This window comes from Desertimonas flava (assembly GCF_003426815.1).
Taxonomy (GTDB): Bacteria; Actinomycetota; Acidimicrobiia; order Acidimicrobiales; family Ilumatobacteraceae; genus Desertimonas; species Desertimonas flava.
Map to the genome: position 1 here is coordinate 423,907 of NZ_QKYK01000002.1, position 12,805 is coordinate 436,711.

Here is a 12,805-nt window from a genome sequence, read left to right on the forward strand (position 1 = left end):
CCCGAGGTGGTGTTTCAGCGTATGTGCGGATGGTGAGCCAAACATCGCTTTGGTCGTCTTGGAATGTGCGGCACATCGCTACCCACCGCGACGGCTCGCTCTTCGTCCGCTGCGTCGCATTTGCTCGTGCGCTGCCTCGCTTCCTCTCTGCGCTAGCGGCCCGTCCGAGCCTTGTCCACATTCACATGGCCTCGGGCGGGAGCTTCTTTCGCAAGAGCGTGCTCATGTGGCTGGCCAGAGTTGTGCATGTGCCTGTCGTCCTCCATATCCACGGAGGTGAGTTCCACCAATTCCATGCGCGCCTGCCTCGTCTCATGCGTCGGTACGTGCGTGCGACGCTCGAGGCCTCCTCGCTCGTGATAGCGCTCGGGGAAATCTGGGCGCACCGGCTCGCACGCCTAGCGCCGCGTGCTCGTATCGTTGTGCTCCCGAACGCGGTTCGACTGCGGCAACCCGTTTCACAGCCCAAGGTGGGTGAATCCGTCCGCGTCCTCTTCGTCGGCCGGATCGGAGAAGAAAAAGGTGCGTTCGTCCTTCTCGAGGCATGGGCACAGGTCCTCCGGCAAGGAGTACTCCCGACGCAACTCACGCTTGCCGGCGACGGTTCGATTGAGCGAGCTCGCCAGCTGGTGGCTGAGCTGGGCCTTGGCGAGTCGGTTCAAGTCCTCGGCTGGGTCGATCCGGGAGACATACCGCAATTGATGAGCGAGTCTCACGTTCTGGTACTGCCGTCATTGAACGAGGGCCAGCCGATGGCAATCCTGGAAGCGATGGCGCACGGCATGTGCATCGTGGCGAGCGACAGAGGTGGGATACCTGACCTCATCGACGACGACTGTGGGGTCTTGGTCCCGGCGGGCGATGTCGATGGTCTTGCGACTCCGCTCGCCGCCGTCGTGAATGATGCGGATCTGCGGGCACGACTCGGTGCTCAAGCGGCCCAGCGAGTCATCGAGCGTTTCGACATCGAAGTGGTCGTTCGTCGGTTGGACGACATGTACTCGGAGGTAGCGCGTTGAGGCGACGGATACGGCTGACGTACATCGTTCCGGACCTCGATGTCGGCGGAGCCGAACGTCATGTTGTGACGCTGATGCCAGCTCTCGACCCGACACGGTTCGATCCGTCTGTCGTCTGCATCGGAGAGGAGGGGGCTCTCTTCGGATCTCTTGCGAAGCATGGCGTCCCGGCCGTAGCGTTGGGACGTTCCAAGCGGCAGGCGTGGGCTGCGACGCTCGATCTTGTGCGTGAGTTGCATCGGATCGAGCCGGACGTCGTGGTCGTACGCGGCTTCAACGCCGAGGTGCTCGGACGCATCGCCGCGCGAATCGTGGGAACCCGCGCGATCGTGGTCTGGGTGCACAACTGCGGTGACGTAACAGCGCGCGGCCGGTTGCGAACGATGCTCGACCGAGTCCTTGATCCGGTCACCACCGCCTACTTCGGAGTCGCCCATGCCCAGACCGACTACATGGTCGACGAACTTGGATATCCCCCCGACAAGGTTCGCATCATCCACAATGGCGTCGACCCCGGTCTTTTCGAGCCCAGTGATGACCGGCGTGCCGTCGCGGAGCTCGGTATCGGCCCCGATGATGCTGTCGTCGGGATCGTCGCCGCCTTTCGGCCGGAAAAGGACCATGCCCTGTTCCTTGAGGCGGCGCGTCGGGTCAGTCATCGTATTCCGTCTGCCAAGTTCCTGGTCGTCGGCGATGGAGCAACACGGCCTGAACTCGAATCGCTCGCCAACCGCCTCGGCATCGCGGAGCGTGTCGTGTTCACCGGAGTACGGCCCGACGTCGCCGACGTGATGCGTGCCATGGACGTGTTCGTCCTTTCGTCGTACACCATCGAGTGCTTCCCGATGGCTTTGCTCGAGGCGATGGCGGCGGGGCGTCCCGCGGTCTGTACCGCAGTCGGCGGCGTTCCGGAGATGATCGAGGAAGGCGTAAACGGATACCTCGTCGCCCCGCGCGACGCGCAACTTCTGGCTGATCGAGTCATCGCCGTCCTCACAGAGCCGGGCCTGCGACGGCGCATGGGTGCGGCGGCCCGGTCGCGTGTCGAGTCGGAGTTCAGTCTTTCCGCAAGTGTTCGGCGCGCCGAGGCGGCGGTCGAGACCGTGCTTGAGGCAGTGTCCTCCAGACGAGACCCTGACGTCCGCCCTCTCCAGCTGGCCGTTGTGCTCGACATGACATTTGTCGGCGGTGTCGAGGTTTTCCTCTTGAACTTGTTCAGGCACTTTGATCCGAGCGTCGTACGTCCGCGCCTCATCTGCCTGCGTGAGGCAGGTCCACTCGCTGCAGACTTCGCAGACGCGGGCTTCGACGTCGAGGTGCTCGGCAGGACCAGCCGGTTCGACGTCAGCACCCTCCCCAAGCTTGTCGCAGCCTTGCGCCGGGACCGGACAGACGCCGTCCTGGTGACCCACCACCATCGCGCAGCGTTGCTGCTCGGACGACTCGCCGCGCGTATTGCCGGCGTGACCGCCAACATCGTCGCTGCCCACGACATGGACCTCACATCCGTTGGAAAGCGCGTGCTTCCGCGCTGGGCGGCGGCGACGATGCGCATGTCGGACGCCCTGGTCCTCCTTTCGCCGGCGCAGGGCCACTACCTGCACCGCGAAGAGGGCGTCGGAATCAGCGCCGGTCGCAGCATTCGAGAGGTCGTGATCCCCAATGGCATCGAGCTTCCACCAGTCCCCACCTCGGCGGACCGCGAACGCGCCCGGTCGATCCTCGGAGTCGCGCCAGGGGAATTTGCCGTCGGTATCGTCGCTCGGCTCAGTCCTCAGAAGGCCCATCACGTGTTGTTGCAGGCCTTTGCCATCTTGATCGAGACCCATCCCGAGGCCCGTCTCGTCGTGATTGGCGACGGTGAGCGCGGCGGGGAATTGAAGTTGCTCGCCCAACGGCTCGGAATCGCCGCACGAACGACATTCACCGGCACGCGCCGGGATGCGACGCAATTGCTTGCCGGGCTCGACGTCTCGTGCCTGTCGTCCGTCCACGAGGGCATGCCGATCGTGGTCATCGAGTCGATGGCAGCGGCCGTACCGGTCGTGGCTACCGACTGCGGATCGCTGAGCGACATGATCGATGACGGCGACAACGGGTTTCTCGTTCCGGTCTCCGAGCCCAACTCCCTCGCCCGACGACTCGCCCAGCTCGCCGACGATCGAGAGCTTTGCCAGCGACTCGGTGCGAACGGTCGACGTCGCGCCGAGCGTGATTATCAGATTGCTGACGCTGCCCGCGCCTACGAACAGCTCTTGACCGAGCTGTGCGGTACGACGTCCGAAACCTCCCGGGAGGTGCCCTGATGACCCGACACGTGCTCATTCTCGTGGAGAACCTGTCCGTGCCGTTCGACCGCCGGGTCTGGCAGGAGAGTCTGGCGCTGACGGAGGCCGGCTACGACGTGACCGTGATTTGCCCCGCCGGTGTGAAGCAGGACACCGAGCCCGACGTCGTCATCGACGGGGTGCACATCCTGCGCTACCCCCTCCGGCCTGCAGCGGGCGGTCCCGCCGGCTATCTCCGCGAGTATTCGCTCGCCCTGTGGCACAGCATCCGTCTCGCGCGTCGGGTCCAGCGACGGCGGCCGGTTCACGTGGTGCACGCGTGCAATCCCCCCGATCTGCTGTTCCTCGTCGCGCTCGTTCTGCGGATCCGCGGTGAGACTCGCTTCGTGTTCGACCATCACGACCTTGTTCCCGAGCTGTTCCAGTCACGATTTGCGCGCGGTGGACGCGTGCTCTATTGGGCAACGCGACTGCTTGAGCGTGTGACGTTCTTGGCGGCCACCGGGGTGATCTCCACCAACGAGAGTTATCGAAGCGCGGCGATCACGCGAGGCGGTATGGATCCCGGGCGCGTGCGCGTGGTGCGCAGTGCCCCCAACCTCGAGAAGTTCGTACCGCTCGAGCCTGATCCCGCTCTGCGGCGGGGAAAGCAACATCTCCTGGCCTACCTCGGAGTCATGGGACCGCAAGATGGAGTGGATTACGCCCTTCGCGCTCTCGCCCATCTGAAGCGTGATCACGGCCGCCGCGACTTCCATGCCCTGTTCATGGGGGGTGGTGACGCGTTCGACGACATGGTCGCACTGAGCAAGCGGCTCGAGCTTGACGACGTCGTCGAATTCACGGGACGTGTGCCGGATGAGTTCGTTCAACGGTGCCTGTCGACCGCAGATGTTTGTCTGTCGCCGGACCCGCTGAATCCATTGAACGACGTGTCGACGATGAACAAGGTGGTCGAGTACATGGCAATGGGTCGACCGCTCGTCTCCTTCGACCTGGTCGAGGCTCGGGTGTCAGCGGGCGAGGCTGCGCTGTACGTGCCAGCCAACGACGAGGCTGCGTTCGCCGCGGCCGTGAACGAACTTCTGGACGACCCGCGGCGTCGCAAGGAGATGGGTCGACTCGGCCGGCAGCGGGTGGAGCAAGAGCTCTCCTGGTCGACCTCGCGCCGCAACCTGCTGGAGTTCTACGCTCAGGTGTTTGCCGGCATCTCCGGCTGATCTCTCACCGGCCGACTGTGCGGACGAGAGGGCCGGCGCCGGCCCCGGTTGCTATCGAGCCGCGAGCAAGATCACACCGTCCTCGGGGAGCAGGGTCACTGACTCGGCGAGGCTGCCGTCGTTGACGAGCGGGTCTTGTGTTCCCCGCAGCCGGCGATACGGACGTTCCAACTCGATCATGCATGTCTCGGCCGTGGTGTTGACGATGGCGATGCCGTGTTCGAAATCACGCCTGAAGACGCCCGGCGACAATGAGCCGGTGCCACGGGTCACGGGGCGGGTGACCGTCGCCAAATCGGGGAAGGCTTCGACGGCGCGGCCCAAATACCCGCGACCGTGGCCCGCGCCGTCGAGTTCGTCGAAGTACGCAAGCTGTCCGTAATTGGTCCCCATGGGTGCCCAGAAGGCATTCTGCAGAAGTGTTGCGGTCAGAAAGAATCGGGCACGGCGAAGTCGGTCAGCGGGTGCTGCCTGGATCGATCGATCCACGTTGATCGTCAGGTTGAGCCCCGGTCGGCGCAGTCCGTCGGATGTGCTCTTCGAGACGTAGCGCTCCACCTCGGTGGTGAGATGGCGATCGGGATCGGCAAGGCGGTCGGCGAAGCTCTCGAAGGCCAAGCCGTCCAGCAGGCCACCGCACGCTGAGCGGTCGCCGTTGGCGACGAGGACAGCGGAGGGCATTCGTCGGCGCATGATACGTTCCGCCAACAACAACCCGCGGTCGAGTGGATTGCCGGGGCCGTAGATGTCTTCGTCGAGCTCATCGACGCCGTCGCCGTCGATGTCCCACCGGTCACTGTCCGCCGTATAGATGCGATCTCCCCAGACGTCCAGAAATACGCCGTCCCACAGGCCCGTCGCCCACACCTTGTCGGCAACCCAGTGTGCGGCGTACTCGGCGTAGGTCTGTCCCGCGATTCGTGGTGCCACATCGGTGAGGTTGGTCATCACGCGTTCCTGCCACTCGTGCACGGGGCGCCCGTCGCCGGTATGAGCGAGCCATTCCGTGGGAAATTGCGAATCGGTCGAACTCTGGAACTGCCAGAGGGAGTACGCGTTCGCCCAGTAGCCGGGCGAGCCAGTGCGAGGTAGTGAATCGACCAAATTCACATAAGCCAGGACGATTGTTCGAGGGCTAACACTGCGCAGTTGCTCGAAGTAGCTTCGTCTCACCCGATGTGCCCATTCTGAGTCGACGATAACCACGTCGAATGCTGCGAGCTCGGACACCTTCGGCAGTTCGTCGTGCTCAAGGAAGCACGTAGCCGTTCTCGGATAGGTCGGTTCGAGGCTGGGTCGTGCAATGCTCTCAGCGGCGACGGAGTCGATCCGCGCCCTGGTGGCGGCAGCGGCCGCCGTGGCACCGACGAGAAACGACCTACGCGAGACCGGCGACACTGCGAACCGCGCTACCGACTCTCGACGACGGCGGACTTGAGTTTGCCGCTCGGTGGGCGCTTGAGCTCATCGACGACGCGAATCGTCAGTTCGTGTCCCTCGCCGAATAACCGGTCCACATTCTCGCGAATCTGCACGGAGACGGCCTTCTCGTCGAAGCCGACGCCCGGCGAGACCCGCACCTCGAACCGCCCGGGAGCCAGCTGGGCGATCTGTGCCTCGTGCACGCCGGCGAGATCGTCGACGGCGGTGCCAGGCAAGGGGAGCGGGCGTCCGTCAGCGGTCGAGAACGTGTCCTCGATCCGACCATCGATGTCGCCCAGCAGCGGGAACGCCCGACCACAGACGCACGCAGAACTCGGCGCGCTGACCACCTCGTCACCAGTTCGATACCGCAGGAGAGGAAAGCCCCAGTTGTGGAGGGCGGTGCCGACGATCTCGCGCCGGTTCGATGAACCGTCGACCGGTAGGAGCTCGACGATTCCGTAGTCCGAGAAGATGTGCATGCTTCCGGCCTCGCAGACGCCAGCAAGCGCTACCCGTTCTGTTTGTCCATAGTGATCCACGATTGGACCATCGAACACCGATCGGAGCAGGTTGCGCTGTCCCGGCGTCATCACCTCCGACGATGTGATCACGGCTCGCACCGGAAGGTGTGTGCTCCGCTCGAGCAGCAGCTTGGCGAGGACGTTCATGCTCGACGGCCAACCCTCGATCGCGTGGGGTTCGAACGCCCGTATGTCGTCGAGGATTTGGTCGAGGTTTGCCGGTGTCAGCTGAAAGCTCGACACCATCAACTGGTTGGCTCCAGGGATGAGTTTTGTCGGGTATCCCCCCTGATCGCTGGCGAAGTCGCTTCCACGAAGGACGACACGTCGCGCCGAGCTCGGGAGCCCGAACCACCGCCATTGACGCCGGAGCGCGGCGAGCTCATAGATCGAGGAGCCCTGGGTGCGATACACCGTGACCGGCGCTCCCGAGGTTCCGCTGGACCGGGATGGCCACATGACACGGCGGGGATACACGCGAAAGTCATCAGGCCGCTCGACGAGATGCCGCCGCGTGAGCAGTGGCAGTTGTTCGAGGTCCGCCAGCGTCCGGATGTCTCGCGGGTCGACCCCCGATGTCTTGAACCACTCGCGATAGAACGGGGAGCGCGCGGCCACCAGTCGCACCATCCACCGCAAGCGTCGCTCTTGATATCGAGTCAGATCCTCCGCGGTTGCTCGCTCCAAGCGGGCCAGCGTGTGGTTCATCGCGGGGGCCAGCGGGTGGAGCCTGCGAACGCGGTGTTTGAGGCTCAGCCTCGGTCCGGGCGGAGCCATGCTCGCCTCCTGGTCGTCGGGAACGCGATGGGTGCGAAGGCTAGCAGTCGACCCCTCCGGAATAGGCTCCGCCGGCATCCCGAGTCACCAAGAGGTCAGAGTTGTCCAAACGGCTGTGGTACGTGAACAGGCTCCGTTCGATGAGCGCGGCCGAGATCGCGTGGCGGGCGACCCGGCCGCCAGCGCGGTCACTCCAGAACGCACGGTCGCGACTGTTGGAGCGCTGGGGACTGCGATCGTTGTCGCGGCGGACCGACGCGGAGTGGGTTCGATCGCTCGATGCGTTTCGGCGGGGCGAGCGTCGACCAGTCCTGCTCGATCGGCGTCGCGCCCAGAGCATCGCGGCAGCGCACCCCGCCGAAGTAGGTGAGCTCGTGGCCGCCGCCGATCGCATCCTCGAACGCCGGTTCAGTTTCTTCGGGTATCCGGAGGTTCGGCTGGCCGAACCGTTGAACTGGAACCACGATCCGGTCTCCGACGTCACGTGGCCCGTCCGGCCGGCATCGAAGATCGACCATCGTACGGCCGACGGTGATGTGAAGTGGATCTGGGAGCTGAATCGGTTACAACACCTTCCGTTGCTTGCCGAGGCGTGGCTGTTCACCGGCGACGACCGCTACGCCGAGGAGGTGTTCGCTCACCTCGATTCGTGGATGGTCCAATGTCCCCCGGGCGAAGGCATCGCTTGGCGTGGGGCCTTCGAGGCAGGTGTGCGGGCGATCTCTGTGGCGGTGGCCCTGCAGGGAGTCCTGGACTCGACAGCGTTGACCCTGGACCGCTATCGGACAGTGGCCAGCATGCTTGCCGAGAGCGCGCGACGCTGCTGGGAGGACCGATCCCGCTTCAGTTCGGCGAACAACCACCTCATCGGCGAGATGGCAGGTCTTGCGACGATCGCCATGCTGTTTCCGGACTTGCCGGGCGCCGCCCGCGGGGAGCGCCGTGCCCTCCGGGTTCTCGCCGCCGAGGCGGATCGGCAGATTCTGCCGGACGGCGCTGGTGCGGAGCAGGCGGTTGGTTACCAGGTCTTCACCGTCGAGTTGATGTGGACCGTCATGGCCCTGCTGCGGCGGCGCGGCGACAACCCTCCAGCGTCCATGGTGGCGGCCGTCGAGCGGAGTCGCCGATATCTGGCCGCTCTGATCGGCGAAGACGACCCGGCCCCCCGGTACGGCGACGACGACGAAGGGTTCGCGCTGCGTCTGGGGCCGGAACCAGTTCGTACGGTCGGAGACCACGTCTCGATCGTGGGCGGGGACAGCAAGCGTGCCACGGCGGTGCTCACCTCGGCATGGCTGGAGATGTCGATCGAACGGCCGAGGGCCGTCGCGCCGGCGAGCCTCTTTGCAGAGCACGGGGGCCTCGTCGTCCTTCGGTCGGGGCGGCGTCGCGTGACGGTGGATGTTGGGCCACTCGGCTACCTGTCGATAGCGGCGCATGGGCACGCCGACGCGCTCGCCGTGACGCTGAGTGTCGACGGTGCCGACCTCATCGGGGACCCCGGTGCTGGCAGCTACTACGGACACCCGACGTGGCGCGCGGCGAACCGCGGCACGAGGTCACACGCGACCGTCGTCGTCGATGGCGTCGATCAGTCGCAGATCGGCGGACCATTCCTCTGGACACACCACGCCAACGTGCGCGTGAGGTCCGTCGACCTCGAAGCCGGCATCGTCGACGCCGAGCACGACGGCTACACACGCCTCAGCGACCCCGTGATCCATCGACGCTGGGTCGTCGCCGCTCCCCACCTGAAGAGCGTGCTGGTGACCGACCTTCTCTACGGGCCGGGTGAGCACGACGTCTGCGTCTCATGGCCACTGCACCCCCGACTCGAGCGGGATGGCGGTCCGTCGCTCGATCTGGCCGCGGCCGCGACGGTCACGACGCGCTCAGCGGACGTCCGCGGCGACACGGCGAGCGATCTCGGTTGGTGGTCCGAGCGGCTCGAGCAGCGGGAGCCGTCATGGTTGCTCGGGACGATCGCGAGTGGCGCGCTTCCGATGGTCTTCGCGACGGTCCTGACCCCTCGTGAATCCACCTCCGCGGCGAGCGTGGAGGAGCTGGTGGTCGAGCGAGACGGCTCCTCGATCTCGGTGCGATGGCGCGGCCCGGACGGACTGGTCGCCGTCGAGATCGATGCACTGCGGGACGGCGCGGCAGTGCTGAGCTCGACACGTCGATGAAACCACGCGGCGAGGCGTAGCCTTCGAGGCGCCTGGTATCAGCATTTTGGAGTGGGAAGCCCAAGAACGTGACTACACAATCATCGTCTGAGGGAGGGGATCTGACGACTCTAAGCATCTTCGGACTCGGCTACGTCGGCTGCGTCTCGGCGGCATGCTTCGCCTCGAGGGGTCACTCCGTCATCGGTGTGGACGCCAATCCGGAGAAGATGGCGCTGCTCGGCGCGGGCAGAGCGCCAGTGGTCGAGGAACGAATCGGTGAGCTGACGGCCGAAGTGGTGGCATCGGGCCATCTGACGGTCAACGCCGATCCCACGGCTGCGGTGCTTGGCAGTGACATCACGATCGTGTGTGTTGGTACTCCGTCCGCTCCCAACGGCAGCCTGTCGACGGCGTTTCTCGAGCGAGCAACCGAGCAGATCGGTGCTGCGCTTGCCTTGAAGGACTCGTGGCACGTCGTCGTCTACCGGAGCACGATGATCCCCGGTACCTGTGAGGGTGTCCTGACACCAATCCTCGAGCGAACGTCCGGCAAGGTCGCGGGAGCCGACTTCGGTGTCTGCGTCAATCCGGAGTTCCTGCGGGAGGGCACGAGCGTTCGTGACTTCCTCGACCCCCCGAAAACGGTGATCGGCCAAGTCGGCGAACGCGGTGGTGAGGAGGTGATGGCGCTCTACGAGGGTCTGCCCGGTCCTCGGTTCCAGGTACCGGTGCGGGTCGCCGAGATGACCAAGTACGTCGACAACAGTTTTCACGCCCTCAAGGTGGGCTACGCCAACGAGATCGGTGCCATCTGCTCGGCGCTCGACCTCGATTCTCACGCGGTGATGGACATTTTCACGGCCGACACCAAACTCAACATCAGCGCTGCGTATCTACGGCCCGGCTTCGCGTTCGGCGGATCGTGTTTGCCGAAGGACCTGCGCGCACTCACCCACGCCGCGCGACGCAACGACGTCGACATTCCCGTCTTGTCCAACCTGCTCGTCTCGAACGAAACGCACGTGCGTCGGGTGGTCGACCTCGTCGCATCACTCGGCCGGCGCAGGGTGGGAGTTTTCGGATTGTCGTTCAAGGCGGGGACCGACGACCTACGCGAGAGTCCGATGGTCGAACTCACGGAACGGCTCATCGGCAAGGGCTACGACGTCCGCGTGTATGACGACAATGTGGCTCTGTCGCGATTGGTCGGCGCCAACCGTGCGTACATCGAAGAGCGCCTTCCCCATATCGGCGAGATTCTCACCGGCGATATCGATGAAGTGGTGGCCCACGGCGAGATCTTCATCGTGGGGTCAACGAAGCCCGCCGTGGCCGAAGCTGTCGACACGCTGAATGAGGACTGCTCGGTGATCGATCTCGTTCGTCTGCCCGAGGCACACCGTTTGCGCGCGCGGCCCGGATATCACGGCATCGCGTGGTGAGTGGACCAACGTTCAGCTTCCTCACCACGGCCTACGGCACGGAGGACTACATCGCGGACACGATCGAGTCGGTACTCGCTCAGACTCGGGGCGATTGGGAGCTCATCGTCGTCGACAACGGCCCGTCCGCTGAGATGGCGAGGATCGTCGAGTCGTACGCCGCCGCCGATGAGCGCATCATGCTGATCCGCCAGGACAACCGCGGCTATCGAGGCGGAGTCGCGGCAGCAGCAGCAGAGGCCCGGGGAGACTTCGTGAGCGTCCTGGACAGCGACGACCTCCTGCTTCCTGAATTCTGCGCCCGAGTCGGCGCCGTACTCGATTCGAATCCCGCCGTCGACGCCGTCGGGGTCGACGCCTATCGATTCAACGGGGACGATGGTCTCGATCTGCCGGTCCCGTACATGCGGTCCATCGGGGTCTCGGAACCGGCGGACCCGTCGAATCGGCTGAGCCTGACGGATGTGCTCGGTGGGCGGGTTCCCTATTACACCGCTGCTGTGCGGCGCACAGCGTGGGAGGCCGTCGGAGGCTACGAGCCAGGTGTCGACGACGTTGACGAATCGGTCGTCGTGTGGTGCCGGCTCGTCGTCGACTACGACGTGCGGCTGATCCCGGATCGCCTCGCGCGTTACCGACTGCGTGGGGACTCGCTGTCTCGCGATCCCGCCAAGGTCGAGAACTTCGAGCGGCAGCTCATGCGCTCGTTCATCGAGGGGGCAAGAACGTCCAACGACCCGGCGGACAGGCAAGCCCTCGACACCACACTTCGCCGCATGCGATATCACCAGGCGATTCGCCGCGCGCGCACAGCGCTCCTTGCGGGTGATGATGCGTCGGCGCGCTCAGAGGCCCGAGCGGCCTTCAACGAGCGCGCTTCGGCGCGCTCCGCGGTGCTTCTGGCGACTCTCACGGTCGCGCCGGGGCTCATGCGTCGTCTTCACCCCCTCAAGGCGCGAGTCTCGCAGGTGGTCACCGGTGCGGTCGCCCGAATCGTCGCCGGGCGGCGACGCTCAGCGGGCACCCGCGGTTAAGAGCAGCATCCTCACGTTGTTCTGCTACTATGGCGGGGGCCTAACCGGGGCGGGTGAGGTGCGCGGTGGCGCGGCGGACAGGAAAGGCTTGGATGATGTCTCGACTCTGGGCGCGTACCAGCGCGTTTGGCGCGCTTGCGGCCGCGCTCGTCTCGGTCGGAGCGATCCCAGTCGTCGCAGACGACGAGTCTCCATCTCCCACGACCGTGCCGGTGACCTCAGAGGCCCCGCCGCCGACCGACGGGCCCACCACGTCTGCACCGACGGCGACGTCCGTGCCTGAGACCACCACGACGGCGCCGCCGACGACAGCGGCCACGACCGTGCCCGCAACCACCGTTGCGGACATTCCTACGACCGCGGCTCCGAGCACAGTCACTCCGACGACCTCGCGCACCACGACGACCGCAGCTCCCACAACCGAACCGGCAACGACCATCGGGTCCGGTGAGTCGTGGACATCGATACCTTCGCGCCGCGTCACACGCAGCGGAGCCGAGCCGTCGGAGTTCGACGCGGCAGTGTGGCCGGCGGGACTCGGAGCCGTCAGCTCGGTTGCCACGGAATCGGCGTCTGATCTCATCTTCCTGCCGGCGGCTGCCGCCAACGGAGCGCGCATGACTGCCTCGCAGGGGTCGGCAACTGTGACCGCCATCAGCCCGTCGGCACGGCGGACGTTGGGACACATTGGCGTCGGATCCGTGCTCGCAGTCGCTGGACTCGACTCGGGCGAGTTCCTGCTGGTGGAGCATGACGAGGCGTTCGTCCTGCTGGCCGACTTCGATCCAGCGGGTGTGTCGTCGGAGCCGCCGTCCACCTCGACTTCGACGACGGTTCCTGTGACGTCGACGACGGTGCCTGCGTCGACGACGACATCGTCGGTGCCTGTGTCGTCGACGACGTCGACGGTG

General features: G+C 65.5%; 9 protein-coding genes. 6 read left to right on the forward strand and 3 right to left on the reverse strand.

Features of this window, described 5'->3' with window-relative positions:
• Positions 1 to 29: 29 nt before the first annotated feature.
• The 3 genes from DN771_RS04555 to DN771_RS04565 are packed head-to-tail and all read left to right on the forward strand — an operon-like array spanning position 30 to position 4,527.
• Positions 30 to 1,019 (forward strand): glycosyltransferase family 4 protein, encoded by a 990-nt coding sequence (locus DN771_RS04555; protein ID WP_116996122.1) that lies wholly within the window; start codon positions 30 to 32, stop codon positions 1,017 to 1,019.
• The gene (locus tag DN771_RS04560; protein ID WP_227462268.1) at positions 1,016 to 3,325 is read left to right on the forward strand and encodes a glycosyltransferase; all 2,310 of its coding nucleotides are present in this window, start codon (positions 1,016 to 1,018) and stop codon (positions 3,323 to 3,325) included. Before DN771_RS04555 ends, DN771_RS04560 begins: the two co-directional genes overlap by 4 nt.
• The gene (locus tag DN771_RS04565) at positions 3,325 to 4,527 is read left to right on the forward strand and encodes a glycosyltransferase family 4 protein (RefSeq protein ID WP_116996123.1); all 1,203 of its coding nucleotides are present in this window, start codon (positions 3,325 to 3,327) and stop codon (positions 4,525 to 4,527) included. The genes DN771_RS04560 and DN771_RS04565 overlap by 1 nt, the downstream gene beginning before the upstream one ends.
• A 51-nt stretch (positions 4,528 to 4,578) precedes the next feature.
• Here DN771_RS04565 and DN771_RS04570 read toward each other — a convergent pair whose 3' ends face one another.
• Entirely contained in the window at positions 4,579 to 5,925 is a 1,347-nt protein-coding gene (locus tag DN771_RS04570) for a putative glycoside hydrolase (RefSeq protein ID WP_116996124.1), read from the reverse strand.
• 11 nt (positions 5,926 to 5,936) lie between these two features.
• Positions 5,937 to 7,091, reverse strand: coding sequence for a phenylacetate--CoA ligase family protein (locus DN771_RS04575; protein ID WP_205528422.1), 1,155 nt, complete (start codon positions 7,089 to 7,091; stop codon positions 5,937 to 5,939).
• A gap of 533 nt (positions 7,092 to 7,624) precedes the next feature.
• Between DN771_RS04575 and DN771_RS04580 the strand changes: the two genes are divergently transcribed.
• From DN771_RS04580 to DN771_RS04590, 3 genes are all read left to right on the forward strand, one after another.
• Positions 7,625 to 9,436 (forward strand): heparinase II/III family protein, encoded by a 1,812-nt coding sequence (locus DN771_RS04580; protein ID WP_205528423.1) that lies wholly within the window; start codon positions 7,625 to 7,627, stop codon positions 9,434 to 9,436.
• Positions 9,437 to 9,537: 101 nt separating this feature from the next.
• Positions 9,538 to 10,860, forward strand: coding sequence for a nucleotide sugar dehydrogenase (locus DN771_RS04585; RefSeq protein ID WP_116996178.1), 1,323 nt, complete (start codon positions 9,538 to 9,540; stop codon positions 10,858 to 10,860).
• Entirely contained in the window at positions 10,857 to 11,894 is a 1,038-nt protein-coding gene (locus tag DN771_RS04590) for a glycosyltransferase family A protein (RefSeq protein WP_227462274.1), read from the forward strand. The genes DN771_RS04585 and DN771_RS04590 overlap by 4 nt, the downstream gene beginning before the upstream one ends.
• A 40-nt stretch (positions 11,895 to 11,934) precedes the next feature.
• Here DN771_RS04590 and DN771_RS29190 read toward each other — a convergent pair.
• Positions 11,935 to 12,805: hypothetical protein (locus tag DN771_RS29190; protein WP_193615349.1), on the reverse strand; the 871-nt coding region annotated here is incomplete at its 5' end.

Coding starts and splice junctions, on each gene's coding strand:
- DN771_RS04565 (WP_116996123.1), top strand. CDS start 3,325: ATGACCCGACACGTGCTCATTCTCGTGGAGAACCTGTCCGTGCCGTTC.
- DN771_RS04555 (WP_116996122.1), top strand. CDS start 30: ATGGTGAGCCAAACATCGCTTTGGTCGTCTTGGAATGTGCGGCACATC.